This is a genomic window from Thioalkalivibrio sp. ALD1 (assembly GCF_000381245.1).
In the GTDB taxonomy this organism is placed as follows: Bacteria; Pseudomonadota; Gammaproteobacteria; order Ectothiorhodospirales; family Ectothiorhodospiraceae; genus Thioalkalivibrio.
In genome coordinates this window covers 1-25,642 of the sequence record NZ_KB906244.1, presented here as the reverse complement: position 1 = coordinate 25,642, position 25,642 = coordinate 1, and the positions used below count along the sequence as shown (strand labels likewise).

The 25,642-nt window shown below is 66.3% G+C and carries 27 protein-coding genes and 1 other RNA gene; 9 read left to right on the top strand and 19 right to left on the bottom strand.

Annotated features, from left to right (window positions below):
- The 7 genes from F623_RS0108855 to F623_RS0108825 all read right to left on the bottom strand — a co-directional run.
- Nucleotides 1–827, bottom strand: an 827-nt coding sequence (locus F623_RS0108855; protein ID WP_019572171.1) for an NAD-dependent epimerase/dehydratase family protein, incomplete at its 3' end; no start/stop codon positions are given.
- A gap of 152 nt (nucleotides 828–979) precedes the next feature.
- Entirely contained in the window at nucleotides 980–1,237 is a 258-nt protein-coding gene (gene minE / locus F623_RS0108850; RefSeq protein ID WP_018862836.1) for a cell division topological specificity factor MinE, read from the bottom strand.
- Nucleotides 1,238–1,239: 2 nt separating this feature from the next.
- Nucleotides 1,240–2,049: a septum site-determining protein MinD gene (gene minD, locus F623_RS0108845; RefSeq protein ID WP_018862835.1), complete on the bottom strand. Its 810-nt coding sequence runs from the start codon at nucleotides 2,047–2,049 to the stop codon at nucleotides 1,240–1,242.
- 369 nt (nucleotides 2,050–2,418) lie between these two features.
- Nucleotides 2,419–3,150: a septum site-determining protein MinC gene (gene minC / locus F623_RS0108840; protein WP_018862834.1), complete on the bottom strand. Its 732-nt coding sequence runs from the start codon at nucleotides 3,148–3,150 to the stop codon at nucleotides 2,419–2,421.
- Nucleotides 3,151–3,337: 187 nt separating this feature from the next.
- Complete coding sequence (locus F623_RS0108835) at nucleotides 3,338–4,111, bottom strand: DUF1295 domain-containing protein (RefSeq protein WP_026278793.1); 774 nt, start codon at nucleotides 4,109–4,111, stop codon at nucleotides 3,338–3,340.
- 5 nt (nucleotides 4,112–4,116) lie between these two features.
- A complete protein-coding gene (locus F623_RS0108830) occupies nucleotides 4,117–5,154 on the bottom strand; it encodes a cyclopropane-fatty-acyl-phospholipid synthase family protein (protein ID WP_018862832.1) in 1,038 nt (345 codons plus the stop codon).
- Between the two features lie 65 nt (nucleotides 5,155–5,219).
- On the bottom strand, nucleotides 5,220–8,897 hold the full coding sequence (locus F623_RS0108825; RefSeq protein WP_019572170.1) for a hydantoinase B/oxoprolinase family protein: 3,678 nt from the start codon (nucleotides 8,895–8,897) through the stop codon (nucleotides 5,220–5,222).
- Nucleotides 8,898–9,021: 124 nt separating this feature from the next.
- Here F623_RS0108825 and F623_RS0108820 point away from each other — a divergent pair, with 124 nt between their 5' ends.
- Together F623_RS0108820 and F623_RS0108815 are read left to right on the top strand one after the other, a co-directional pair.
- Nucleotides 9,022–10,149 (top strand): metal-dependent hydrolase, encoded by a 1,128-nt coding sequence (locus tag F623_RS0108820; protein ID WP_018862830.1) that lies wholly within the window; start codon nucleotides 9,022–9,024, stop codon nucleotides 10,147–10,149.
- A gap of 59 nt (nucleotides 10,150–10,208) precedes the next feature.
- Entirely contained in the window at nucleotides 10,209–10,472 is a 264-nt protein-coding gene (locus F623_RS0108815; RefSeq protein ID WP_231367707.1) for a hypothetical protein, read from the top strand.
- Nucleotides 10,473–10,484: 12 nt separating this feature from the next.
- Here F623_RS0108815 and dapB read toward each other — a convergent pair whose 3' ends face one another.
- Nucleotides 10,485–11,279: a 4-hydroxy-tetrahydrodipicolinate reductase gene (gene dapB, locus F623_RS0108810; protein WP_018862828.1), complete on the bottom strand. Its 795-nt coding sequence runs from the start codon at nucleotides 11,277–11,279 to the stop codon at nucleotides 10,485–10,487.
- Nucleotides 11,280–11,322: 43 nt separating this feature from the next.
- Entirely contained in the window at nucleotides 11,323–12,210 is an 888-nt protein-coding gene (gene prmB / locus F623_RS0108805) for a 50S ribosomal protein L3 N(5)-glutamine methyltransferase (protein ID WP_018862827.1), read from the bottom strand.
- A gap of 78 nt (nucleotides 12,211–12,288) precedes the next feature.
- Here prmB and asd point away from each other — a divergent pair, with 78 nt between their 5' ends.
- Complete coding sequence (asd, locus tag F623_RS0108800) at nucleotides 12,289–13,143, top strand: archaetidylserine decarboxylase (protein ID WP_018868533.1); 855 nt, start codon at nucleotides 12,289–12,291, stop codon at nucleotides 13,141–13,143.
- A gap of 885 nt (nucleotides 13,144–14,028) precedes the next feature.
- Here the strand turns inward: asd and orn are convergent.
- Nucleotides 14,029–14,595 carry an oligoribonuclease gene (orn, locus tag F623_RS0108795; protein ID WP_018862825.1) on the bottom strand — a complete coding sequence of 189 codons (567 nt, stop codon included), beginning with the start codon at nucleotides 14,593–14,595 and terminating at the stop codon, nucleotides 14,029–14,031.
- 143 nt (nucleotides 14,596–14,738) lie between these two features.
- Here orn and F623_RS0108790 point away from each other — a divergent pair, with 143 nt between their 5' ends.
- The 3 genes from F623_RS0108790 to rsgA all read left to right on the top strand — a co-directional run bounded on the left by F623_RS0108790 (nucleotide 14,739) and on the right by rsgA (nucleotide 16,299).
- Nucleotides 14,739–15,044 (top strand): cytochrome c, encoded by a 306-nt coding sequence (locus F623_RS0108790; RefSeq protein WP_018862824.1) that lies wholly within the window; start codon nucleotides 14,739–14,741, stop codon nucleotides 15,042–15,044.
- Nucleotides 15,037–15,372 (top strand): 4a-hydroxytetrahydrobiopterin dehydratase, encoded by a 336-nt coding sequence (locus F623_RS0108785; RefSeq protein WP_018862823.1) that lies wholly within the window; start codon nucleotides 15,037–15,039, stop codon nucleotides 15,370–15,372. The genes F623_RS0108790 and F623_RS0108785 overlap by 8 nt, the downstream gene beginning before the upstream one ends.
- An 81-nt stretch (nucleotides 15,373–15,453) precedes the next feature.
- On the top strand, nucleotides 15,454–16,299 hold the full coding sequence (gene rsgA, locus F623_RS0108780) for a ribosome small subunit-dependent GTPase A (RefSeq protein ID WP_018862822.1): 846 nt from the start codon (nucleotides 15,454–15,456) through the stop codon (nucleotides 16,297–16,299).
- A gap of 10 nt (nucleotides 16,300–16,309) precedes the next feature.
- Here the strand turns inward: rsgA and F623_RS0108775 are convergent, their stop codons facing one another.
- From F623_RS0108775 to ffs, 6 genes are all read right to left on the bottom strand, one after another.
- Nucleotides 16,310–17,122, bottom strand: coding sequence for a hypothetical protein (locus tag F623_RS0108775; RefSeq protein ID WP_018862821.1), 813 nt, complete (start codon nucleotides 17,120–17,122; stop codon nucleotides 16,310–16,312).
- A 105-nt stretch (nucleotides 17,123–17,227) separates the two neighbouring features.
- Nucleotides 17,228–17,572 (bottom strand): histidine triad nucleotide-binding protein, encoded by a 345-nt coding sequence (locus F623_RS0108770; RefSeq protein WP_018862820.1) that lies wholly within the window; start codon nucleotides 17,570–17,572, stop codon nucleotides 17,228–17,230.
- 77 nt (nucleotides 17,573–17,649) lie between these two features.
- Nucleotides 17,650–18,240 (bottom strand): recombination mediator RecR, encoded by a 591-nt coding sequence (recR, locus tag F623_RS0108765; RefSeq protein WP_018862819.1) that lies wholly within the window; start codon nucleotides 18,238–18,240, stop codon nucleotides 17,650–17,652.
- A 36-nt stretch (nucleotides 18,241–18,276) separates the two neighbouring features.
- On the bottom strand, nucleotides 18,277–18,603 hold the full coding sequence (locus tag F623_RS0108760) for a YbaB/EbfC family nucleoid-associated protein (RefSeq protein WP_018138490.1): 327 nt from the start codon (nucleotides 18,601–18,603) through the stop codon (nucleotides 18,277–18,279).
- A gap of 50 nt (nucleotides 18,604–18,653) precedes the next feature.
- Nucleotides 18,654–20,441, bottom strand: coding sequence for a DNA polymerase III subunit gamma/tau (gene dnaX / locus F623_RS0108755; protein ID WP_018862818.1), 1,788 nt, complete (start codon nucleotides 20,439–20,441; stop codon nucleotides 18,654–18,656).
- A gap of 86 nt (nucleotides 20,442–20,527) precedes the next feature.
- Nucleotides 20,528–20,624, bottom strand: an RNA gene (ffs, locus tag F623_RS13215) — signal recognition particle sRNA small type.
- Nucleotides 20,625–20,871: 247 nt separating this feature from the next.
- Here ffs and F623_RS0108750 point away from each other — a divergent pair.
- Together F623_RS0108750 and gorA are read left to right on the top strand one after the other, a co-directional pair.
- Nucleotides 20,872–21,621: a glutathione peroxidase gene (locus F623_RS0108750; protein ID WP_018862817.1), complete on the top strand. Its 750-nt coding sequence runs from the start codon at nucleotides 20,872–20,874 to the stop codon at nucleotides 21,619–21,621.
- Nucleotides 21,622–21,786: 165 nt separating this feature from the next.
- Nucleotides 21,787–23,187 carry a glutathione-disulfide reductase gene (gene gorA, locus F623_RS0108745; RefSeq protein WP_018862816.1) on the top strand — a complete coding sequence of 467 codons (1,401 nt, stop codon included), beginning with the start codon at nucleotides 21,787–21,789 and terminating at the stop codon, nucleotides 23,185–23,187.
- Between the two features lie 460 nt (nucleotides 23,188–23,647).
- Here the strand turns inward: gorA and F623_RS0108740 are convergent, their stop codons facing one another.
- From F623_RS0108740 to F623_RS0108730, 3 genes are all read right to left on the bottom strand, one after another.
- Nucleotides 23,648–24,295, bottom strand: a complete 648-nt coding sequence (locus F623_RS0108740; protein WP_018862852.1) for an outer membrane beta-barrel protein — start codon at nucleotides 24,293–24,295, stop codon at nucleotides 23,648–23,650.
- A 315-nt stretch (nucleotides 24,296–24,610) separates the two neighbouring features.
- Complete coding sequence (locus F623_RS0108735; protein WP_196799768.1) at nucleotides 24,611–24,922, bottom strand: hypothetical protein; 312 nt, start codon at nucleotides 24,920–24,922, stop codon at nucleotides 24,611–24,613.
- Nucleotides 24,906–25,121 (bottom strand): CsbD family protein, encoded by a 216-nt coding sequence (locus F623_RS0108730; protein WP_026278796.1) that lies wholly within the window; start codon nucleotides 25,119–25,121, stop codon nucleotides 24,906–24,908. Before F623_RS0108730 ends, F623_RS0108735 begins: the two co-directional genes overlap by 17 nt.
- A 207-nt stretch (nucleotides 25,122–25,328) precedes the next feature.
- On the opposite strand from F623_RS0108730, the gene F623_RS13205 reads away from it, so the two are divergent.
- Nucleotides 25,329–25,493, top strand: coding sequence for a DUF1328 domain-containing protein (locus tag F623_RS13205; protein ID WP_018862855.1), 165 nt, complete (start codon nucleotides 25,329–25,331; stop codon nucleotides 25,491–25,493).
- Nucleotides 25,494–25,642: the final 149 nt, after the last annotated feature.

Below are 25,642 nucleotides of genomic sequence, written 5' to 3'. Positions count from 1 at the left end.
AGCACCTCGATGTAGCGCATCAGCTCCACCGGCTCGTGGTTGCCAATGTTGTACAACCGGTAGGGCGCTGCACTGGTGGCCGAGTCCGGTGTCTCGCCACTCCAGTCCGGATTGGGCTGTGCCGGGCGATCCAGCGTGCGGATCACGCCCTCGACGATGTCGTCGATGTAGGTGAAGTCGCGCCGGTGGTGGCCGTAGTTGAAGACGTCGATCGGCTCGCCCGCCAGGATCTTCCGGGTGAACAGGAACAGCGCCATGTCCGGGCGACCCCAGGGGCCATAGACGGTAAAGAAGCGCAGGCCCGTGACCGGCAGGTTGTAGAGATGGCTGTAGGTGTGCGCCATCAATTCGTTGGCCTTCTTGCTCGCGGCGTAGAGGCTCAGCGGGTGGTCGACGTTGTCGTGCACCGAGAACGGCATCGTGGTGTTGGCGCCGTAGACGGAGCTGGAACTGGCATAGACCAGGTGCTCCACGCCGTTGTGCCGGCAGCCCTCCAGGATGTTGCCAAAACCGACCAGGTTGGTGTCGACATAGGCCGCCGGGTTCTCCAGCGAGTAACGCACCCCGGCCTGGGCCGCCAGGTTCACCACCCGCTCCGGGCGGTGCTCGCGAAACACCCGGTCCATCGCCGCGCGGTCGGCGATGTCCTCGCGGACCTCGGTATAGCCCGGGTGGTCCTGGGTGCGCGCCAGGCGCGCCTCTTTCAGTGAGACATCGTAGTAGTCGTTGAGATTGTCGACGCCGATGACCTCGTCGCCGCGTTCCAGCAGGCGCAGAGAGAGGGCGCTGCCAATAAAACCGGCGCTGCCGGTGACCAGGATTCTCATGGACGGATCATGTGCCTTATGCCGATGTTAAGCCGATGGGGGCCGGGGCAACCCACCGTAGGAGGCCAGCCCTCTGGCCGATGGGGGCCGGGCCTGGCTCCCCATCGCTCAGGGGGCTGAGCTCCTACAGAGAGAGACGGGCTGAACATATGCTAGCCCCGATCATCGGGCAGGGTGATATTCAACTCCAGCACCTCGCAGTCGCCCTCGCGGTCGACGTTCATCTGCACGGCGTCATCGTCGACCTTCACGTATTTGCGGATGACCTGCAGCAGCTCCTGCTGCATCGCGGGCAGATAATCCGGGCCGCCCCGGGCCGCGCGTTCCCGCGCCACGATGATCTGCAGGCGTTCCTTGGCAACGCTGGCGCTTTTCTGCCGCGGCTGGCGGAAGTAATCGAAGATACCCATGATCAGCTCCCGAACAGGCGTCCGAAGAAGCCCTTCTTCGGTACATCGACAAAGCGCAGGGGACGCTCCTCGCCCAGGAAGCGGTCCACCGCGTCCTGATAGGCCTGTCCGGCATCGGATTCCTCGTCCAGCACCACCGGCAGACCGGCGTTCGAGGCATTCAGCACGGCCTGCGACTCGGGGATCACACCCAGCAGGTCGATGGCCAGGATCTCGCCGACATCCTCGATGCTGAGCATCTCGCCGCGCGCGGCGCGCTCCGCGGCATAGCGGGTCAGCAGCAAACGCCCCTGGATCGGCTCGCCGCCCTGTTCCACTTGCCGGGTCTTGCTGGCGAGGATGCCGAGGATGCGGTCGGAGTCGCGCACCGAGGAGACCTCGGGGTTGGTGACCACGATGGCCTCGTCGGCAAAATAGGCCGCCATCAGCGCGCCCCGCTCGATGCCCGCCGGGCTGTCGCAGATGATGTATTCGAAATCCTCGGACAGTTCGTTCAACACGCGTTCCACGCCGTCCTGCGTCAGGGCATCCTTGTCGCGCGTCTGCGAGGCCGGGAGGATATGCAAGTTCTCCGCGCGCTTGTCGCGGATCAGCGCCTGTTTCAGGTTGGCGTCGCCATTGATCACATTGACGAAGTCGTACACCACACGGCGCTCGCAGCCCATGATCAGATCCAGGTTGCGCAGGCCGACGTCGAAATCGATCACGGCCGTCTTGTGGCCGCGCAGGGCCAGACCGGTGGCGATCGCGGCAGAGGTGGTGGTCTTGCCGACCCCGCCCTTGCCCGAGGTAATCACTACGATGCGTGCCATGGTGGCTGCTTCTCCTTAGGGAAACGCTGATGAATGTACGCACTCGCGCTCGAGTCGCTTTTGCGTGCGAACAAGGCGCGGTGAGCGCAGTGTAGCCGAGCTACATAAGCGAGCCGCAACGCCGTTCGCGCGCCCGTTTTTGATAACAACTGGCGGCCGAGCCCCGGCATTGAATCGGTTGTGGGGTTGGTACCCCAGGTTCCCCGATCCTGCGTTGCGCCGCTTGCGGGTAGAACCACTACCCGCTGCACGACGCGCCTTGTCTCGGAAAACCTGGGGTACCAACGCGAGTGTGTACATTCATCAGCGTTTCCCTTAGTCGTCGTGCGAGGGCATGTGCAAGGCCGAACGGCCCTCTACGCCGCTCGCTCAGATTTCAGCGATCTTGAGGCTTTCGCCCGTGAGTGTCACCAGCCGATTCTCGCCGCGCTCGGACTCGGCGATATCCTCGGCCACCCGATAATGCCCGGCGATGGACAACAGCTCCGCATCCAGCCGCCGGCAGAAGATCCGCGCCGTCTCCAGACCCCGTACCCCGGCAAGTGCCCGCCCGCGTAGCGGACCCAGCACATGGATGTGACCATCCGCCAGCAGTTCGGCCCCGGCGGATACCGCGCCGGTCACCAGCAGATCGCCGCCGCGGGCATAGATCTGCTGCCCCGAACGGACTGGTCGGTCCACCACACGGGTCGCGCTGTGGACCGCGGGGGCGGCCTCGGTCGCCTTGTCCGTGGATTTCTTGCCCTTCTTGCTCGGCGGCGGCTCCGGGGCCTCGCCTTCATCCAGGGGCACCTCGCCACTGGGCGCGCCGCCGCGACCGCCCAGCTGCAGCACGGGCAGGACGTCGAACAGTTCGGAATAGCTTTGCAGGCGCTCGGCGACCTCGCCCGCGTGCAGGCCGATCAGCTTGAAGCCCTCGGCGCGCACCTGCTCGATGGTCGCCTGCAGGTCGCTCTCGGGGGCCTCGGCCACGGGCTCGAGATCCAGCACGATAGGCATGTCGCGCATCAGGTCCGGGGCCTGTTCGCGATGCGCGATCAGCTGCTCGCCGAGTTGGCGGGGGTCGGTCTGGAACACCCGCAGCACCGACACCAGCATCATGCGCCCTTTCAGTTCAATGGTCTGGACGGGACTCGGCGTAGCGCTCATGCGTGCGTAGGGCCCTGCTGTGAGATCGGCGATCGGGAAACTCGGCCTCCGACGCGCGTCAGAAGACCGGAAAGATGCGCGCTTTATAGCGCGGACGGGGAAACTACAGCAAGGGAGTGCCAGCGAAATCAGCGGCGGATCACGGTCGCGGCGGCCCCGGGATCAGCGTGTTGGTGCGCCGCGCGTACTCCGCATAGCCCGGCCGCGAGGCATGCATACGTTTTTCCAGTAACGTGACGCCCGACACACGCAGGATCAGCACGATCATCAGGATCGCCGAGGGCACCGCCCACCAGCCCCCGGCGGCCAGCGCGAGCATCCCGTAGCCCACCCAGACGACGATCTCGCCGAAGTAGTTCGGGTGGCGGCTGTAGCGCCATAAGCCCTGGTCCATGACCTCGCCCCGCCCTGCAGGGTCGGCCCGGAAGCGCGCCATCTGTGCGTCCGCGACCGATTCATACAGCGTGCCCAGCGCCCAGACCCCCGCACCCAGCGCCGCCAGCGGCCACCAGATGCTCGCGGCATTGGTCACCGCCAGCATCGGCAGGCCGATCACGGCGACCAGAGCACCCTGCAGCCAGAAGATCGTGACCAGGCTGCGCGCCACAAAGGCCCGGTTCGACAGCCCCTCGCGCATGTCGGTATAGCGCCCGTCCTCGCCGTGACCCCAGTTGCGCCAGGTGATGAACAGCGACAGCCGCAGGCCCCACACCAGCACCGGGATCACGATCCAGAGGCCCTGCGCCGGCCAGCCCGCAAGCCCCCACCAGACCAGCGTCACGACCACGAAGCCCAGGCCCCAAAAGCGGTCGACCAGACTGGCGTCGTGGCGCCAGACACTGCCGGCCCAGACCAGGGTCATCAGGCCCAGGCTGGCCAGAAGCCCCCAGAGAAACGCCATCAGTGCCTCCATCGCGCTCAGCCCCCCGGCCGCTCGAACAGCACATGGGAGACGAACCACTCATCGCCGCCGCTGTAGTCAAACAACTCCGCGCAGGCCATGTAGAAGATCCGCCAGCGCTGGAACCAGAGTGCCGCCTGCTGTGCACCATAGGCCGTCTCGAACAGGGGCATCAGCGTGTCGCGGGCGCGATCCTGGCGGGCCAGCCAGGCGTTGAGCGTGCGGGCGTAGTGCTGCCCACCGACGCGCCACTGACGGATCACCCGCAGGTCCTCCTGAAAATGCCGCGCGAGGTCGTCCGACGGCATCAGGCCGTCGCGGAAGAAGTACCGCCCCATCCAGTCGTGTTCGCCCTCGGACTCGAACACATACGCGTGTTCGCGATGGGCGAACACATGCATGAAGAACCGCCCGCCGGGATTGAGCCACCCGGCGATGCGCCGCAGCAGTTCCGGCCAGTTGCGCATATGCTCGAACATCTCGATCGAGACCGCCCGGTCAAAGCCCGGCTCCGGCGGAGCGAACGTGTTCATGTCCGCGGTCAGGATCTCTAGATTCGCAAGCCCCAGGGCATCGCAGCGGGCCTCGATCAAGGCCCGCTGGGTATTGGAGTTTGAGACGGCGGTGATCTGTGCGCCAGGGTACTGCTCGGCCATCCACAGCGACAGCGACCCCCAGCCGCAGCCCAGTTCCAGCACCCGCTGGCCATCGGCAATCCCCGCGCGCTCGCAGGTCAGGCGCAGCATCGCGACCTCGGCCGCATCGAGGCTGTCGACGCCCTCCGGCCACCAGGCGCTGGAGTACTTGAGTCGCGGGCCCAGGCACTGTTCGAAATAGGCGGCGGGGATCTCGTAGTGCTGTTCGTTGGCGATATCGGTGGACAGGGCGACGGGGGCCGCGCGCATGGACTCGATCAGGGCGTAGCGCCGCTCCATGGTCGCCTCGACCGTGCCGGAGACCTCTGCCAGACGCTCCGCCAGCAGCAGGCGGATCCCCGCGCGCACCAGCATGTCCGGCACGCGTCCCTGCTCCGCCCAGTCCATCATCCGCTGCATGCCGCATCTCCCCTTGAGTGCAACATGGACCCCGGGGAATGTGACCGGTTCCCGCGATACAACGCCTACGCGTCGCTCCGACGATCTCCGTACCCACCGCCGCCGGGCGTGCGTATCTCGATCGCGTCCCCTGGCTCTACATGGCGGCGATCGCAGGCGAACATCGGCTCACGCGTGCCGTCGGCGCGCAGGATCACGTCCTCCCCCGGCGCGCCCGGCCCACCACCGGCGACCCCGAACGGCGGCACCCGGCGACGGTTGGACAACAGCACGACCTCCATCGCCTGGTCGAACCCGAGCCGGCGGATCACCCCGTCGCCGCCTGCATAATGCCCCTGCCCCCCGGAGCCGCGGTGGTAGGCGAAGCGCTCCACCCGCACCGGGAAGCGGCTCTCCAGCACCTCGGGATCGGTCAGCCGCGAGTTGGTCATGTGCGTCTGCACCGCACTGGCCCCGGCGTAACCCGGCCCCGCGCCGGCCCCGCCGGCGATCGTCTCGTAGTACTGGTAGTCGGCATTGCCGAAGGTCAGGTTGTTCATCGTGCCCTGGGCCGCCGCCTGCACGCCCAGCGCCCCAAACAGGGCATCGGTGACCACCTGCGAGGTCTCGACATTGCCGGCCACCACCGCGGCGGGCGGCGCCGGGTTCAGCAGACAGTCCTGCGGAATGACCAGGTCCACCGGCGCCAGGCAGCCATCGTTCAGCGGGATCGCATCCTCCAGCAGGGTGCGCAGTACATACAGCACCGCCGCGCGCACGATGGAGCTCGGCGCGTTGAAGTTGTCCTCGCGTACCGCGCTGGTGCCGGTGAAGTCGATGCGCAGGCGCCGGTCGGCGGGATCGGGGGCGACTTGTACCTGCACCTCCGCGCCGTTGTCCATCGCGTACACGAACCGGCCGGCCTCGAGCCTCGGGATCAGCCGTTCCACGGCCTCGGCCGCGTTGTCCAGCACGTGGCCCATGTAGGCCGTTACCGTGGCCGCGCCGTATTCATCCAGCAGCCGGCCGAGCTCCTCCAGTCCCTTGCGATTGGCCGCGACCTGGGCCTCGAGATCGGCGAGGTTCTGATCGGGGTTGCGCGCCGGCCACGGGCCCTCGCCGAGCAGTGCGCACAGACGGTCGCTGTCGAACACCCCGTCGCGCACGAGCCGGGTGGGCGGGATCAGCACGCCCTCCTCCTCAAGGCAGGTGGAGAACGCGGGCATGGAGCCCGGGGTGATGCCGCCAACATCCGCGTGATGCCCGCGCGAGGCGACGAAGAACGCGGGGGCACCGGCCGCTGCAGACGCATCCTCGGTCACCTGTTCGCCGCCATCCAGGAACACCGGCGTGACCACCGTGATGTCCGGCAGGTGGGTGCCGCCGTTGTAGGGGTCGTTCAACACAAAGGCATCGCCCGGGCGCAGGTCGCCCGCGAACGCCTCCACCACCGCGCGCACGCTGGCCCCCATGGAGCCGAGGTGGACCGGCATGTGCGGGGCATTGGCGACCAGACGGCCCTCGGCGTCGAACAGTGCACAGGAGAAATCCAGGCGCTCCTTGATGTTCACCGAGTGCGCGGTGTTGCGCAGGGTGAAGCCCATCTGGTCGGCGATCGCCATGAAGCGGTTGTTGAACACCTCCAGCAGGATCGGATCGCGCGGGACGGACTCGGGGCTTGTTGCCGCCGCGCCCGGACGCCGTGGGCTGCCCCGCTCGCGATCCAGCCGCAGGGTCCCGTCCGCCTCGATGCACCCGGCCCAGCCGGGCTCCAGCACCAGCGTCGCGGTCGGCTCGATCACGATGGCCGGACCGGCCAGGGTCATGCCGGGCTGCAGCGATTCCCGCCGGTACAGCGGCACATGGCGTTGTTCCCCGTCGATGACCATCGCGACCGTATCCGCCTCCGGCGCAGGCCCACGGGCCGCCGATGCCGCCATGCGCTCCGATGCGGTCTCCCGCGGGGTAGCGATCGCCTCGGCCGTCGCGATCGCCACAACCAGGTCGCGATCCGGCGGGGCAAAGCCGTAGCGCGCGCGGTAGGCCTCGGCAAAGGCGGCCATCAACGCCGCGGGCTCGCCCGCCGGCACCTCCAGCGCGGTGTCCGATCCGGCCAGGCGCAGATGCAGCCGCCGCTCGATGCGCATGTCCTCCGCCGCCACGCCCTGCTCCGCCAGCGCGGCGCGGGCGGCCTCGGCCTGTTCCGCGAGGGCGGACTCGATCGCCCCGGCATGCGGCTCGTCCAGCGGCCATTCGAGGCTGCGTTCGCGCAGGGCGCGCAACTCGCCCAGTCCCATGCCGTAGGCGGACAGCACGCCACCGAGCGGATGGAACAGGATATGCCGCATACCCAGCTGCTCCGCCACGCGGCAGGCGTGCTGCCCCCCGGCGCCACCGAAACAGACCAGCGCATAACGCGAGACGTCATGCCCGCGCTGCACCGAGATGGTCTTGATCGCCTGGGCCATATGCTCCACTGCGATCTGCAGCGCCCCCTCGGCCAGGCCCTCCGGGGTCGCGGGCTCCCCGGTCGCGGCCGCCACCTCGGCGGCCAGCTCTGCGAACTGTCGGCGCACCGGTTCCGGATCCAGCGGCCGGTCGCGATCCGGCCCGAACACCGCCGGGAAATACTCCGGGCGCAGCCGTCCCAGCAGCAGGTTGCAATCGGTCACGGTTAGCGGCCCGCCCTGGCCGTAGCAGGCGGGTCCGGGCTGGGCGCCGGCGGACTCCGGGCCCACCCGCAGGCGGATGCCATCGAAGCGGCAGATCGACCCGCCGCCGGCCGCAACCGTATGGATATCCAGCATGGGCACGCGCAGCCGCGCACCGGCCACCTCGCTCTCCTGGCGGCGCTCCAGCGCCCCCGCGAGGTGCGCGACGTCGGTGGAGGTGCCACCCATGTCGAAGGTGATCAGGCGTTCGAAACCGAGCGGGCCGGCGGTCTTGAGTGCCCCGACGATCCCCCCGGCTGGTCCCGACAGGATCGCGTCGCGACCGCGAAACCGCGCCGCGTCCACCAGCCCGCCATGCGACTGCATGAAGCGCAGGGGCACGCGGCCCAACTCGCCCGCGACCTGTTCGACATAGCGGCGCAGCACCGGCGAGAGATAGGCGTCAACCACCGTGGTCTCGCCGCGCGGGACGAGCTTGATCAGCGGGCTGGTCGCGTGGCTGGTCGCAACCTCGGCAAAACCCAGTTCGCGCGCCAGCGAGGCGATCGCCTGCTCGTGCGCCGGGTAGCGATAGCCATGCAGGCAGACGATGGCCACGCAGCGGATGCCGTCTTCCAGCGCCGCCTGCAGCCGCGGCCGCAGCGCGTCCAGATCGACCGGGATGAGGACCTCGCCGGCCGCATTCACCCGCTCGCGCACCGGCTCCACCCGCGCGTAGACCGGTGTCGGCAGGCGGATCTCGCGGGCGAACAGCTCGGGGCGCGCCTGATGGCCGATCGCCAACGCGTCCTCCAGCCCCTCGGTGATCACCAGCAGCGTGGGCTCCCCCTTGCGCTCGAGCAGGGCGTTGGTGGCCACCGTTGTGCCCATGCGCACCTCGTGTACCACGCCCTCCGGAATGGGAGTGTCGGCGGAGAGCCCCAGCAGATCGTGAATTCCCTGCACGGCCGCATCGCGGTAGACCTCCGGGTTCTCCGACAGCAGCTTGCGGGTGTGCAGGCGCCCCGACGGATCACGTGCGACCAGGTCGGTGAACGTCCCGCCCCGATCCACCCAGAAATGCCAGTCTTTCGCCACTGTGGCTTGAGTCATGTCCACCGCTCTGGTTTGATCGCCCGAACTCGCGCCCCGCGGCCCGGTCGCAGGCTCCGTAATCGTCGAGCCGCCAAGGAAACGCTGATAGATCAACGTTTCCCTAAACGAAGGAATATCGCGCATGGACCCCATTACCCACGCCAGTCTCGGCGCCGTGATCGGCGGCCTCACCCTCGGCTCCCGCCTGGGGCGCAAGGCCGTAGTGCTGGGGGCCGGTGTCGCGCTGCTGCCCGACCTGGACGCGTTCATAGCTTACGGGGACGCGGTATCCGAGTTCATCCACCACCGGGGCTTTACCCACTCCTGGCTGGTGCAGTTGCTAGTGGCTACCGGCGTCGCGGGGCTGCTCGCAAAGATCCCGGCGACGCGGGAGATGGGTTTTGGCCGCTGGTGGCTGTTCTTCTTCCTGATCTGGGCCACGCACTCGCTGAACGACCTGCTGACCACCTACGGCACCCAGGTGCTATGGCCGCTGCCGGTCGGCCCCCTGTCCACGGGCTCGATCTTCGTGATCGACCCGTTCTACACCCTGCCGCTGCTGGTCGCGGCGATCGGAGCGCTGTTCTACCGCTTCGCCCCGCGCCTGCTGGTCGCCGGGCTGGTGCTGTCGACCGTCTATGCCGGCTCCGGCCTGGCACTGAAGGCCTGGATCGACCACCGCATCCAGCCCGCGCTGGCCGCAATGGAGCTGGACGACCAGCCGCGACTGATCCAGCCGACGCCGTTCAACCTGCTCCTGTGGCGGATCACGGTCATCAACGACGACGAGTTCCTGGATGCCTGGGTCGGCATCTTCGACGAGCCGATCCGGCCCGACTTCGAACGCTTCGAACGCGGCGACCAGGAGCTTCGCGAGGCCGCGCTGGCCCTGGACGACGGGCAGCGCCTGCAGTGGTTCTCCGGCGATTTCCTGCGCTTTCATCGCGCCACGCATGACGAGGGCCCGGACCGGCTCGTGGTCACCGACATCCGCTTGGGGGCGCCCGGCTTCTTCCCGTTCGGCTTCGAGATCGCAGAGGACCGCAACGGCGACTGGGAGCCGATTACCTCGCGTGCAATCGGCGAGCTGCCCCGGCGCGACAGCCTCGACGCCCTCGGCGGCATGCTGCAGCGGATCGTCGATCCCGAGGGCGCACCCTGCATCATGGACCTGGGCGATCCGGCCTATGCGATCACCGAGCCGCCCCCGCGCTGTCGCATGGATGGACGCACGTCGCCTCCTGCCGGGGGCGCGCACGACATGCCGTGAGCCAGGGCGAGCCAAGCGTGTCCGGCCCGCCACTGGCCTGCGAACTGTGCGGCCGAACGATGGATGACCTGACGCGGCATCACCTGATCCCGCGCAAGCAACACCGGCGCAAGCGCATCCAGCGCCTGTTCAGTCGCAGCGAGCGCGAACAACGGATCCTCTGGGTTTGTCGCCCCTGCCACGACCACATCCACAAGCACTTCGACGAGCAGACCCTGGCCGAGCGTCTGAACACCGCGGAGGCGCTGCTCGCCGAACCGGTCGTGCAGGACTTCGTCGCCTGGATCGCGCGCCACCCGCCGGGCTTCAAACCGCGCAGCTGACGCTACTGACGTCTAGAGTTCTCGCAACCCCAGCACGTCCTGCATGTCGTACAGGCCGTGATCGGCGCCGGCCAGCCAGATCGCCGCACGCACCGCACCCGCGGCGAAAATCCCGCGGCTGGAGGCCTTGTGGGTGATCTCGATGCGTTCCCCCTCGCCGGCGAACAGCGCGGTGTGCTCGCCCACGATGTCGCCGGCGCGCACGGTCGCGAATCCGATGGTGCGCCGGTCACGCGCGCCGGTCTGGCCCTCGCGGCCGTAGACGGCGTCGTGTTCCAGGTCGCGTCCCAGGACCTCGGCCACCACGCGGCCGAGCTTCAGGGCCGTACCCGAGGGGGCATCCACCTTGTGCCGGTGGTGCGCCTCGAGGATCTCGACGTCCACGCTGTCGCCCAGGGCGCGGGCGGCCAGCTCGACCAGCTTGAAGGTCAGGTTCACACCGACGCTCATGTTCGGCGCATAGACGATGCGCATCGCCCCGGCCGCGTCACGCAGCCGCTGCTCCTGCGCAGCATCCAGGCCTGTTGTACCGATCACCAGCGCCTTGCCGTGCATGCGGCACAGCTCCAGGTGCTGCATGGTCGCCGCGGGGCTGGTGAAGTCGATCAGCACGTCGAAGTCATCGGCCACGGTCGCCAGGTCCTCGACCAGCTGGACCGGGGCCGTCGATCCCACGGAGGTACCGAGACGTTCGCTGCCCGGCCGCTCGCTCGCCGCCCCCAGCGTGCCTTCGGGGTGATCCTCGACGGCCTGCACCAGGTTCTGCCCCATGCGCCCGGCGGCGCCTGCCACTGCCACTCGAATCATTGCCGTGTTCCCTTCGTTTCTGTTCATTCCCAGCCCGCGAAGACTACGGAAGATCCCGGGCATACGCGAGGAAGACCCCGTGGCCGCCGGATTCGAACTCCAGCCAGATCAGCGGCAGGTCGGGGAAGGCCTCCTCAACCGCGGGCTGGCTGTTGCCGACCTCGACGATCAGCGCACCGTCCTCGGTCAGATGGCGGCGGGCACCGGCCAGGATACGGCGCACGATGTCGAGCCCGTCCTCGCCCGCGGCCAGGCCCAGTTCGGGCTCGTGGCGGTACTCTTGCGGCAGCTCGGCCATGTCGCGGGCATCGACATAGGGCGGATTGCTCACGATCAGGTCGTAGCGATCCTCCGGCCCCAGCGCCTCGAAGACATCGGAGTGCCGAACCTGCACGCGGTCGCCAACGTCATGGCGCTCGATGTTGCGCGCCGCCACGGCCAGCGCCGGTTCGGAGACGTCACTCACATCGACCTGTGCCTGCGGCAGGGCCAGCGCCGTGGCGATGCCAATGCAGCCGCCGCCCGTGCACAGGTCCAGCACGCGCTCGACCGAATCGGCTTCGATCCATGGCTCGAACCCGACGGCGATCAACTCCGCCAGGGGCGAGCGCGGCACCAGCACGTGCTCGTCGACAAAGAATGGCAGCCCGGCAAACCAGGCCTCTCCGGTCAGATAGGCCGCCGGCTTGCGTGTCTCAATGCGCGTGCGCAGCACCGCAATCACCCGCGTGCGTTCGGCCTCGCTCAGGTTCGACGACCACCAACTCTCGGGCAGATCCAGCGGCAGATGCAGCGCATGCAGCACCAGCCAGGCGGCCTCGTCGAAGGCGTTGTCCGTCCCGTGGCCGAAGCTCAGCCCGCCCGCGCGAAACTGGCTCGCGCCAAAGCGGATGAAGTCGCGCAGCGTGCGCAGTCCTGTCGTGGATTCCATTTGGGCCTTTCCCATTGGCGTGGGGGCCGTCATCATACCGGCTCGCTTCCGTCCCGTGCGCCCGAACCGAGTATCCCGATGAGTGCCCTAGACCCCTGGCTGGCCCGAGCTTCCCACCTGCTGCCGCAGCACGCGCTGTCCCGGGTGGTGCACCGCCTGGCGCGTATCGAGAGCCCCCGTGTCCAGCCACTACTGCGCTGGTTCGTCCGCCAGTACGGGCTGAACATGGACGAGGCGGCGGAGCCCGACATCGCGGCCTACCCCAGCTTCAATGCCCTGTTCACACGGGCGCTGCGCGAGGACGCCCGCCCCCTGGCGGGTGACGACAACACGGTCGCGAACCCCGCGGACTCCCGGGTCAGCGCGGCCGGGCGCATCGAGGCCGGCCAGATCTTTCAGGCCAAGGGTCACCACTACACGGTGCGGGAGCTTCTGGGCGGTGAGGAGGACCTTGCCGAACCGTTTCGGCATGGCCATTTCGTGACGCTCTATCTGTCGCCACGGCATTACCATCGGCTGCACATGCCGCTGACCGGCACGCTGACCCACATGCTGCATGTGCCCGGTCGACTGTTCTCGGTCGCGCCACGGATCGTGCGCCATGTCCCGCGCCTGTATGCCCGCAACGAACGCGTGGTGGCCTGCTTCGACACGCATTTCGGGCCGATGGCCGTCGCCCTGATCGGGGCCCAGAACGTCGGCTCGATCGAGACGGTCTGGGCGGGCGAGGTTACGCCTCCGGCCGGGCAGCCCTACAGCTGCAGCGAATACCCGGATCGCGAGATCACGCTCGAGCGCGGGGCCGAGATGGGGCGCTTCAACCTCGGCTCGTCGGTGGTCCTGCTGCTGCCGGAGCATCCGCTGGAGCTGGGGGAGCACCTGACGCCGGAGACCGAGGTGCAGGTCCGCGGCGCCCTCGGTCGCTTCTACTAGCCTCCACCTGCCGGCCGCTCTTGGCGCCGGTCTTAGTGCAGCCGCCTGCGGTCGGTTGGCAGTTCCGTTGAAGTTGGGCCTGGTTCGGCCTCTAGAGTTTACGGTGGCTGCGGCCTGCCGCCTGCCTGCGCTCACTCGCGAGCGCACCGCGAGTTACTTCTTTGCTCGTGCAAAGAAGTAACCAAGAAACACGCCCGGGATTCGCCCGGGCGACCTTGCTCCGGACGCGCCAGGCCGGCGGCGCTGAAACTCGCTACGCCTTTGGCTTCGCTCAGACAGTCAGCGCCTTTTCTCCGGCCTGTCACGCCCTCCACAAGGGGCTCATATCGGGAGGAAAGGTCAAAACAAGTGGTATTCCAGCCTCTGCGGTAAGCCCCGAGCTGTAGGGTGCGTTGAGCGCAGCGAAACGCACCCTGCCAACGCCGGGGCAACCCTGATGCGATTCGCTGCGCTCATCAGCATCCTACGATGGGATCTGGCGCCCCCTGGCGGGCGCGGCACGCCAGGGCCGAAGACCGCGCGTGCCAAGATGTCCGAACACCCAGCCTCCATCCACTGGTGCAGACTTTAGGGCCGCCGTTGTCTTGACCTTCATCCCCCGTATGAAGCCCCTTGCGGAAGGGTCCTCGGGACGGAAAAAAGGCGCTGACTGTCTGAGCGAAGCCAAAGGCGCAGCGAGTTTCAGCGCCGCCGGCCCGAGGGCCCTGGAGCAAGGTTCCCGGGCGGAATCCGGGTGCCCTTCTTTGGGTACTTTCTTGGGCAAGCAAGAAAGTACCTCGCGGTGCGCTGGCGAAACAGCGCAGGCAGGCGGCCGGCCGAAGGCACCGTAAACTCCAGAGGACGAACCAGGCCTAGCCCTAGAGCGCAGGGCAAGACGAAGCACGGTCAGTCGTGGGCGGCGGCGGGCGGCAGCTGGATGAAGTGCTCGCGGTAGACGCGGAGTTCGTCGATGGAGTCGCGGATGTCTTGCAACGCCTGGTGCGAGGCGTTCTTCTGCAGCTTCGAGAGCACGTCCGGTGCCCAGCGCCGGGCCAGCTCCTTGAGCGTGGAGACGTCCAGATTGCGGTAGTGGAAATAGGCCTCCAGCTCCGGCATCAGGCGCGCCATGAAACGCCGATCCTGACAGATGGAGTTCCCGCACATCGGCGAGGCCCCTTTCGGCACATAGTCGGACAGGAAGGCAATAGTCTCGCGCTCGGCGGCGGCCGCATCCGTACTGCTGTGACGGATGCGCTCGATCAGGCCGGAAGCCCCATGCGTGCGCCGATTCCATTCGTCCATCGCATCCAGCACATCGGACGGCTGGTAGATGGCGAGGACCGGCCCCTCCGCCAGGATGTTCAGTTCCTTGTCGGTGATGATGGTCGCCACCTCGATGATCCGGTCGTTCTGCGGGTCCAGCCCGGTCATCTCGAGGTCGATCCAGATCAGGTTTTCGGCGCTCGCTGCCATGCCTGCTCCTTTCCTGTGCGCTCGAAGTCTATCATCATGGTTCAGGTCGACGCTGACGGTATCGCGCAGCTGCGCCATTCGCACCGGCGTCTTCCCGGGGCCTCGTGGCCCCGCCCGATCCATTCCCCACGAAGGAGGGAATCATGCGACTGATCATCTCAAGCCTTGCGGCCCTGGGCCTCGGATTTTCCCTGGGCGCGGCCCAAGCCGATGACATCCAGAAGGGCAAGAACCTGCATCAGGACAACTGCATCAGCTGCCATGCCGACATGGTCGGAGGCAACGGTACGGACCTGTACACGCGCGACAACCGGATCGTCGGCGACTATGACCATCTGGTCCGGCAGGTGAACAACTGCAACGCACAACTGGGCACCAACTGGTTCGACGACGAGATCAACGCGGTGGTGTCCTACCTGAATTCGGAGTACTACCAGTTCGATGAGTGATCTGAAGACCAAGCACTGCCAGGCCTGCGAAGGGTTCACCGAGCCGATGTCGCGCGAGGACGCCGAGCGCGGCCTCGGTCAACTGGACAGCCACTGGGGCATCGACGAGGCTGGCCGCAGCATCCAGCGAAGCTTCAAATTCAAGAACTTTCACGAGACCATGGCGTTCGTGAACGCGGTGGCCTGGATCGCCCATGTGGAAGACCACCACCCGGACCTGGCAGTGGGCTACAACCGTTGTTCGGTGCAATTCTCGACCCACGCGGTGGGCGGCCTGACGGAGAACGACTTTATCTGCGCCGCCCGCATCGATGCGCTCTTTGACTAGCTCGTTGACGAACGCGACACCGGCACTGGCCGGTCCGGCCCCTTGAGCCGGACCGGTCGGGTTTACGCCCGCCACAACCAGATGGCCGACATCGCGGCGCCGGAGGACACGGTGCCGCAGCGGGTCCGTCTGCACCGACGACTGAAGGATCTCGCCTGCGGCGACCGCGTGGAGATGGACGCGGGCGGCGAACAGATCCAGCTTCGCCTGCCCCGGGACAACACCCTGGTACGCCAGGACGGTTTTGGGCGGCGCAAGGTCATCGCCGCCAACATCGACACTGTCTGGATCGTGATCGCGCCCTCCCCGATGCCGGCACGCTATCTGATCGACCGCTTCCTGGTCGCGGTGTACAACCTCCCGGCCAGGCCGCGGATCCTGGTGAACAAGCAGGACGCAGGGCCCGCCGCGCCCGCGGACTGGCTGGCGCCGTACGCCCACCTGGACCTTGACCCCCTGCATGTCAGCGCCCGCAGTGGCTACGGGCTGGACGCCCTCGCCGAGGCGGCAAGGGGAAATACCAACATCCTGATCGGACAGTCCGGGGTGGGCAAATCGTCGCTGATCGCGGCGCTGCTCGAGCGCCATGGTCGCGGCGATCTCAAGCTTCCGGAAGCGGGGGATCTCGCGGCGTCCGGCGAGGGCCGCCACACGACGGTCACCGCGCAGTGGTATCCACTGACAGGGGGTGGGGCGTGGATCGATTCGCCGGGTGTACGCGACTTTACGCCGGAACTGGAATCCATTGATGCACTAGTGCGCGGATTTCCGGATATCGAAGTGCTTGGGGAGAACTGTCGATTCCGCAACTGCCGCCATCAGACCGAACCCGGCTGCGCGGTGCGGGAGGCCGTTGATCAAGGCACCCTGCCAGCGGCTCGGCTCGATGCCTGGAATGCGCTACTGGAGACGCTGGAGAAACGCTAGATTCAACCGGCTAGAACGTCAGCCCCATCTCCACGCCGATCACCGACGAAGACGGATCACGGGTGCTCTCGAAGTCGAGGCGGTCGGACATCCAGTCGCTCGAGGTATTCAACGAATAGTCGTCGTAGTAGAGGCTCAATGACAGTTCGGACTGGTTCTGCAGACGCAGACGGCTGTCGATGCTGAGATACCCCGCGCTACGACCCAGCTCGCGATGGCGGCTGCCATAGCCGAAGCCCAGGGCATCGTCCTCCCCCGCGAGCGGCTGACGCAGGCCAATGCGGAACTGGCTGTCAAAGCGCCCGGACGCAAAGGTGGGGCCGAAGCTGAAGTCCGTGAAATAGGCCGTGGATTCGCTTTCCGGGCCCAAGTCCGACCAGCCCGGACGGGTCTCCATACCGATCCCCAGATTCAGGCCATATCCAAAACCGGCGCCCAGTTGCTGGTGGTAACCCCCTTCTATCTCGAACAGACGGCTGGCGAGAACCCCCATGCCGGCTTCCTCACCTGGCAGGCTACCGGTGGTCTCCGTACGCAGGGTCAACTGATAGCGCCAGTCGCGACTCGCCGAGGCGGGCTCCGGATCGGTCATCGGCAGGACGTTCGGCGCGGATCGGCCCGCGCCACCGATTGGCTCCATGCCGACTGGGTCGACTACAGTTCCACCTTCGGAGTCGTACTCGACTTCATCGACACGATCCGAGCCACCGAGCGTCGACTCTGTGCCTGTGGGGGTGTACGTCAGGGAATAGCGGTCATCGGCGTGGGCCACGCTGGTCGCGGCAAGCCCGAAACATACGGCCAGTGCCAGCGCGAGCGGCACACGGGCAGACGCCAGCTGCGGACTGTTGCCTCGCGCTGCTTGCCTGGCTTCACCGTGATGATTCCGTCGCGTCACGCCCGTATCGTCCGTGTTGTGTTGTCTCGATCAGCCCGGGGGCCAGCTCAGCGCGCGACCGCCCAGTACGTGCATGTGTACATGGTAGACCGTTTGGCCACCGTCTTGGTTGCAGTTCATCACGGTTCGATAACCGTTTTCCGCAAATTCGCGATCGCGTGCAATCTGTGCCGCCACATGCGTCATATGCCCAATGACCGGCGCGGTTTCGGCACTCAGTTCGTTCAGGGTGGCGATGTGCTGTTTCGGGATCACCAGCACATGCGTCGGAGCCTGGGGATTCAGGTCTTCGAAGGCCAGGACTTGGTCGTCCTCGAACACGACCTTCGCCGGGATATCCCCCGCGACGATCTTGCAAAAAATGCAGTCAGCCATCGTCGTCTCCCGCATGAACGGAGCGGATTTATATCAGGGAATGGTAATGGATTCAACGCGCCAACGGCGCAGGCGGCTCAGTATTCGCGGCGCCCGGACAGGGCATGCGCGAGGGTACCGGCGTCGATATACTCGAGTTCACCGCCCGTAGGGACTCCCTGCGCGATACGCGTGGCACGAATGCCGTGACGGGCGGCCATTTCGGCCAGGTAGTGCGCGGTGACCTCGCCCTCGACCGAGGTATTGGTCGCCAGGATCAGCTCGCGTACGCCCTGTTCCTGCAGCCGCGCCTCCAACCGATCCAGACCCAGCTCTTCGGGACCAATGCCATCCAGCGGCGACAACCGCCCGAGCAACACGTGGAAACGGCCGGCAAAGTCGGTCGCCGACTCGATGGCCATGACATCGCCCGGACTCTCGACCACGCAGATCACGCCTGGGTCGCGCTCGGGATCGGCACAGCGAGGACAGACCTCGGCGGTAGTCAGCGTGCGGCACACCTGGCAGTGCCCTACGCGCTCGACGGCCTGGTCGACTGCGCGCGCCAGCCGGCGCGCACCGTCGCGGTCACGCTCCAGCAGGTGCAGCGCCATGCGCCGCGCGGATTTGGCACCAACACCCGGCAGGCAGCGCAGCGCCTGCACCAGTTCGTCGAGTTCAGTGTCCATCACGCGCCGCGCCTGTTCCGACCCAGGGGGGCACGATCAGAACGGCAGCTTCATCCCGGCCGGCAGACCCATGCCCTCGGTCAGACTGCCCATCCGCTCCTGGGTGGTGGACTCGACCTTCTGCACGGCGTCATTGATCGCCGCGGCCACCAGGTCCTCGATCATGTCGCGGTCGTCCTCCAGCAAGCTGGGGTCGATCTTGACCCGGCGCACCGCGTACTTGCCGGTCATGAGCACACTCACGAGACCGCCGCCCGCCTGGCCCTCAATCTCCATCTCGGCTAGCTCGGCCTGCATCTTCTGCATGTCTTCCTGCATCTTCTGGGCCTGCTTCATCAGGCCACCCATGCCACCTTTCATCATGATTTCGCTCTCCTGCCCCACGCCTCGCGCAGGGGTTATCGTTCAATCGATTACGACGCGGGTGACGAGCCGTCGGGCGCCGAGTCGCCCGCGCGGTCCTCGCGTATTCGCACCGCGCCCAGCTCGGCCCCGAAGGCCTCGCCCAGGGCCTGCACCACCGGATCCTCGCGCATCGCCGTCTCGGCGCTAGCCTGACGTTCGGCCGCGTCAGCCGCAAGCCGCGCAGCGGGCGTGGCCTCCGATGGTTGTGACTGGTCGACAATCTCCAGCCGTACCGAGTGCCCGAGCCGCTCTTCCAGTGCGGCCTTCAGGCGCACCCGAGTCCGCTCGGTATGAAGCGTACCTGGGGCCACGGCAACAACGACGCTTTCGTCAGTCAGTTGCTGCAATTCACCGTGCAGCGCAAGTTCGCGAACCGTTCCGGTTGGCAGGCCTTCAGCAAAGCGGTGCCAGTCGAAAGGTCCGGAGTCCGGATCCGGCGCCGCGGACGGCGTGGCATTCGATACCGGACGCGGGGCGGACGTGGCATCCGGAGCCGACTGCACGGACGGAGCCGCCCCGGGCCCGGCGGCCGGCTCGCGCACCTGTTCTGGTGTCCGCTCACGCGACCGTTCCGACGCGGAGGGCGCAGTCGGTTGTGACGCCATGGCATCGGGCCGGGCCGTGGCCGAATCCACCATCGGGCCGGATCGCGAAGCAGCCGCCGTGGCACCCTGACGCTCGGCGGGGGCAGCGCCTTCGCCTGGCCCTTCCGGCCGAAAGGCCAGCAGGCGCAGCAGGGTCATCTCCACCCCCATCTGCGCATCCGGCGCCCAGGGCAGGTCGCGGCCCCCGTGAATCAGGATCTGGTAGGTCAGTTGCAGGGTTTCCGGGTCCACCCGGGCTGCGGTCTCGCGCGCCCAGCGCTCGGCGGCATCGTCATCCTCGGCACCACCCTCACCGCGCACCAGCTGTTCCACGGCCACGCGATGCACCAGAGCCGCCAGTTCGTCCAGCAGGCGCGACCAGTCGGGCCCCAGGCCCTTGAGTTCCTGCAACCCCTGCATCAGACCGGGGCCATCACCGGCGAACACCGCATCCAGCAGCCCGGTCAGACGGGTTCGTGGCAGCAGGCCCAGCATGTCGCAGGCATCGGCCTCGGTCAGGCGATCACCGCCGTAGGCGATGGCCTGATCGGTCAGGCTCAGCGCGTCGCGCATGGAACCCTCGGCCGCCTCGCCCAGGCGCAGCAGCGCACCCGGCTCGGCCTGCAGACCTTCGGCCTCCAGAATGCGCGTCAGGTGCTCGGCGATCAGCGCCGGCGGCATCGGCTTGAGGTTGAACTGCAGGCAGCGTGACAGCACGGTGACCGGCAGCTTCTGCGGATCGGTCGTGGCGAGCAGGAACTTGACGTGATCCGGCGGCTCTTCCAGCGTCTTCAACAGGGCGTTGAAGCTCTTCTCGGAGAGCATGTGCACCTCGTCGATCAGGTACACCTTGAAGCGCCCCGCGGTCGGGGCATAGGAGACGTTGTCCAGCAGCTCGCGGGTGTCGTCCACGCGGGTGCGCGATGCGGCATCGACCTCGATCAGGTCCAGATGCCGTCCCTCGGCGATCTCGACGCAGGAGCGGCACTCGCCGCAGGGGGTCGGCGTGACACCCGTCTCGCAGTTCAGGCAGCGCGCGAGGATGCGGGCGATCGTGGTCTTGCCCACGCCGCGCGTCCCGGCGAACAGGTAGGCATGATGCAGGCGATCCCCGCTCAGGGCATTGGCAAGGGCCCGCACCACATGCGGTTGCCCGACCAGGTCCTCGAAACGACCGGGACGCCACTTGCGGGCCAGAACCTGGTGACTCATGCCTCCCCCGTCAGTGCAGTCTTCCGCGTGCCCGCGTGCGGGGCTATCACCGCAGGAATCCGGGCCGCAGGGATAAGGGTGGTGGCCCGCACCCGCCACACCCCGGCGCCCGACGCAGCTGCTACCGTTGCTCCCTTCCGGGCCTGGCGGGATTCACAACCTGTCGTCGCGAGGGGACTGATACGGACCACCATAACGCGGTCCTCGAATCGAGGCGAACTCGAATCGGGGCCGCAAGCTTCCGGGTTTGGCCTGGTGACGTCAAGCACAGGCGATAGCCCAAGCCTAATAACACAATAGAAACACAAAACTGGATCAATCAAGGGCCAGGCCTTACCTTGATCTCCGTAGCCGGGAACTACACCGGCCCGACAGAAATCTTCATCTGTGACAATTGAGCACAAACGGATATTCAACAAGGAGACACCCCATGGAACTCGAAAATCGCGAAGGCCAGCGCGTACCGGAAGTGACTTTCCGTTGCCGCAAGGACAACGACTGGAACGACGTGCGCTCGGAAGACCTGTTCAAGGGCCGCAACGTAATCGTCTTTGCCCTGCCGGGCGCGTTCACCCCGACCTGCTCCTCGGCCCATGTGCCGCGCTACAACGAGCTGGCGCCGGTGTTCAAGAAGCACGGCATCGACGAGATCGTGTGCATCTCGGTCAATGACGGCTTCGTGATGGAGGCCTGGCAGGCCGATCAGCAGGCCGACCGCGTGACGTTCATCGCCGACGGCAATGGCGAGTTCACCGAGCAAATGGGCATGCTGGTCGACAAGAGCGACCTCGGCTTCGGATGGCGCTCCTGGCGCTACTCCATGCTGGTGCGCGACGGCGTGATCGAAAAGCAGTTCATCGAGCCGGACGAGCCGGGCGACCCCTTCGTGGTTTCCGACGCCGACACGATGCTTGCGCACGTCGCGCCGGAGGCGGCCTGCCCCGAAGACGTGGTCGTCTTCACCAAACCGGGCTGCCCATACTGCGCCAGCGCCAAGGAGATGCTGGAGAATGCCGGTCTCGAATACGAGGAGATTGTGCTGGGCCGCGATGCCAGCCTGCGCAGCCTGCGCGCCGCCACCGGGGCAATGACTGTGCCGCAGGTGTTCGTCGGCGGCCACCGCATCGGCGGATCGGAAGACCTGCAGGAGTGGATCTCCCGCGAGAAGAAAGCGGCGTAAGCCGTCCTGCAGCGACCCCGGGCGGGGTTACAGCCGCCCCGGTGGTCACCCGAAGCATGGGTGGCCATCCGGATCGGGACACCACATTGCGCGGGCCTCCCGATCCGGATGGCAAACCTGACGACCTGAACACCGGGACTTTTCAGAACCTTTCAAGGAAGCGAAATGGAACACTACGACATCATCGTGATCGGCGGCGGCAGCGGCGGCCTGGCTGTAGCCGAACGTGCCGCGCCACACGGCGCCCGCGTCGCCGTGTTCGATCCGAAACCACTCGGCGGCACCTGCGTGAACGAAGGCTGCGTGCCGAAAAAGCTCACCTGGTACGCGGCCGAGCATGCGGCGCAGGCCCGTGACGCACACGAGTTTGGCGTGGATGTCGAACTCAAGGGCGTCCGCTATGCGGACCTGGCGAAAAAGCGCCGGGCCATGCTGAAGGACCTGAACCAGTTCTGGGCCGGGCACCTGGAGAAACTGGGCGTCACCCACATTCCCGAGCGTGCCCGCCTGACCGGCAAGGACAAGGTAATCAGCGAGAGCGGTACCGAGTACACCGCCAAGCGGATCGTACTGGCGATGGGTGGCGCCCCGCTCGTGCCGCCGCTGGACGGCGCCGAACTGGGCGCGACTTCCGATGATTTCTTCGAATGGACCGATCTGCCGAAATCCATCGCGGTGATCGGCGCCGGCTACATCGGCCTGGAGATGGCCGGCATGCTGTGCTCGATGGGTGTAAAGACCGACGTGGTCGCGATGGAGGACCGCGTACTGGAAATGTTCGACCCGATGGTTTCGCAGGTTCTGGATCAGCACATGGAGCACCAGGGTATCCGCCGCCATCTGGGCGTGAAGGTCGCCGGCCTGGGCGGCAAGCCCGGTGCGGTGACCGTCAAGATCGAGGACGGCCAGGAACTGGGTCCGTACGAGAAGGTGTTGTGGGCGGTGGGGCGCAAACCCGCCACCGGCGACATGGGCCTGGACGAAGCCGGTGTCGAGATCGCCCGCGATGGCACCGTCCCGGTGGACAAATGGCAGGCCACGAACGTCGACGGCATCTACGCCCTGGGCGACATTATTGGCAAGGCTCCACTGACGCCGGTCGCGATCGCGGCGGGTCGCCGTCTGGCGGACCACTGGTACACCCCGGAGAAGAACCCGGTCCCCGTGGATTACGAGCAGATTCCCACGGTTACCTTTACCCATCCGACCGCGGGCATGGTCGGGCTGACCGAGCCTCAGGCCGTGGAACGGTTCGGTGACTCGGTGCGCGTCTACGAGACCCAGTTCGGCGGCCTCGACCGCGCATTCGCCGAGGGCCAGACCCCGCCGGTTGCGATGAAACTGGTCTGTGCCGAAGAGGACGAAAAGGTCGTCGGCATACACATGATCGGCCCCCACGTCGACGAAATGCTGCAGGGCTTTGCCGTGGCCGTGCGCATGGGCGCCACCAAGCGTGACCTGGACCTGACCATCCCGCTGCACCCGACCAGCGCCGAGGAACTGGTCACGCTCAAGGAGGCCCGTCCAGGCCGCCAGACCGGACTCGCCAAGGCCAAGGCGGCCTGACCGGCCCCGCCGCCGGCCCGTCAACGACAAAACGCCGCCCCTGTGCAAAGCGCCGGGGCGGCGTGCCTGTGTTGCCCAAGGCCACAGCGAAACGATTCCGGCAAGCCGAATCCAGTCGTTCGCCGGTATCCTTCAGGCCTCTGCGGTGGCCCGCACTTGCCTAGGGAGACGCTGATTTAATCGCACGTCCGCGTTGGTGCCCCCTGTTTTCCGAGACAAGGCGCGTCGTGCAGCGGGTAGTGGTTCTACCCGCAAGCGGCGCAACGCAGGATCGGGGAACAGGGGGCACCAACCCCACAAGCTATTGAAAGCAGGGGCTCGGCCGCCCGTTGTTGATCAAAAACGGGCGCGGGAACGGCGTTGCGGCTCCCTTGTGCAGAATGACTGCACGGCAGTCACCGCGCCTTGTTCCCACGCAAAAGCGACTCGAGCGCGGACGCGCGATTAAATCAGCGTCTCCCTAGAAGCGCCAGCCCAGTGAAGCGGTAAACGCGTCGACCTGGTAGTCGCTGTCGAAGTCATAGCGCTCGTACTCGGCGCGAATCAGGAACGCGTTCAGGTTGACCTGCATCCCGACACCATAAACAGGATCGAAGCCGTCCTGGCTGCGCAACGTACGGCCCTCATCCCCGAGATTTCCGCGCACGTCCGCATCCCACTTCGCCGCGCCCACCTTCGCGAATGCCTCCACATAGGGGCCGATCGGCAGCTTGCCCAGCACGCTGGCACCGTAAGCCGTGGAACGAACAGTTGAATGCGCACCGTCCTCGTCCCCGCGCAGATGTACCTCGCCCAGGTCGGTATAAAAGCCTTCGACCGCGAAGTACTGATTGAAGTTATAACCGACAATCCCGCGCCAGACGTTGTCGTCGTCGTCGATGCTGTAATCCGAGGTGCCCGAACCAATAAAGTCGGCCACCTCGTCGCTGTCATTTTTCAGCGAGCTAAAGCCTGTACCGAGCCCCATGTACACGCCTGTCGTGCGGTCACGCTCTTGCTCTGTGCGTTCCCGATCCTGTTGCTGATCCTGCTGCTGCGCCACAGCGTTCTGGGATCCGAACAGAACTAGTGCCGACACTGCAACACCGGCAATCAGATATCGTTTCATCACTCATCTCCTTAGCTTTTGCCATTCCTGCTTGAAAACGGAAAGCGACCGGAGACGATTCTTGACACAGTCAATGAGATTAGGAAGGTGCAATTGTTGAACCGAATCATACTAATCGACCGACCATTACACCGCGCTGGAGAATCATTGACAAAGCGCACATCGGCCTTAACGCATGATGCCTTTTCCTTTGGAACTGCACAGGGACGCGTTCGATGAATTGGCGCCCCAATTAACGCGCAAAAGGCTGGGGCGCGGATGACCACCCGCTCGTGGCCACCCGCGCCTCAGCCTTCTGCCATCGATCATCAACAACTAATCGAAGCGAATGGGGTTCCCGTCCCGATGCTCGTCATAGTCGTCGTCTTCGTACTGGTCTTCGTTCTCTTCTTCCTCGCGCTGGACTTCGTCATCGTCTTCGCGCTGATCCTCAATCCAGCCGCGTGCTTCGTCGCCCGATTCCTCGATGGCATCCACCGCATCCTCGACCGTGTCGTCGAATGTGTCATTGCCGTCGTCGGCCGTATCCGGATCGGAGCAGGCCGCCAGGAACAGCACCCCGGCAGCCGCCAGGGCCGTGCCAGCCCACCGGAGGCCAGGGCCCCTGCCCCTATGGATTGTCTTCATTACGCACCTCGTCCATCAGTTCGTTGATCCTCGCCGCGATCTTCTCCCGACTGTCGCCATACTTCTCGCGGATTCTGGCGGCCAGCTCCTCCACATTGCCTTCGGCCTCCACGACTTCGTCATCGGTAAGGCGGCCCCACTCCTGTTTCAAACGGGCTTTCAGGCGCTCGCTACGGCCCATCATCTGATCTCTGTTCATGCTTCGCTCTCTTGCGTTCAATGCGCGTGTTCGTCGGTGTTCAGGAAAGGCTATGTGGTACAGCCAAAGATGACATTAACCTGGAGCAAAAAGCTCCTCGGGAAAGCAGAAAGTGAGAACCGAGACAAGATGCTGACGCAAAAACGCGAAAACGCGCAGACCATGCCCTACACTTCAGGCGCGACTACAACCAAAAAGGAGTGGACGATGCTGGGATGGGCATTGATGTTCTTGATCATCGGGATCGTGGCCGGCGTGCTGGGCCTGAGCGGGATTGCCGGCGCGGCGACCAATATTGCATGGATTCTTTTCGTGGTGGGCCTGATCCTGGCGGTCATCTTCTTCATCACGGGGCGGCGCCCCCCGCTGTAGGGCGTGTACCCAGGGAACCACTGATCAATGTTTCGCTGACACCGAAAACGCCCGGCCTAGGGAGACGCTGATTTAATCGCACGTCCGCGTTGGTGCCCCCTGTTTTCCGAGACAAGGCGCGTCGTGCAGCGGGTAGTGGTTCTACCCGC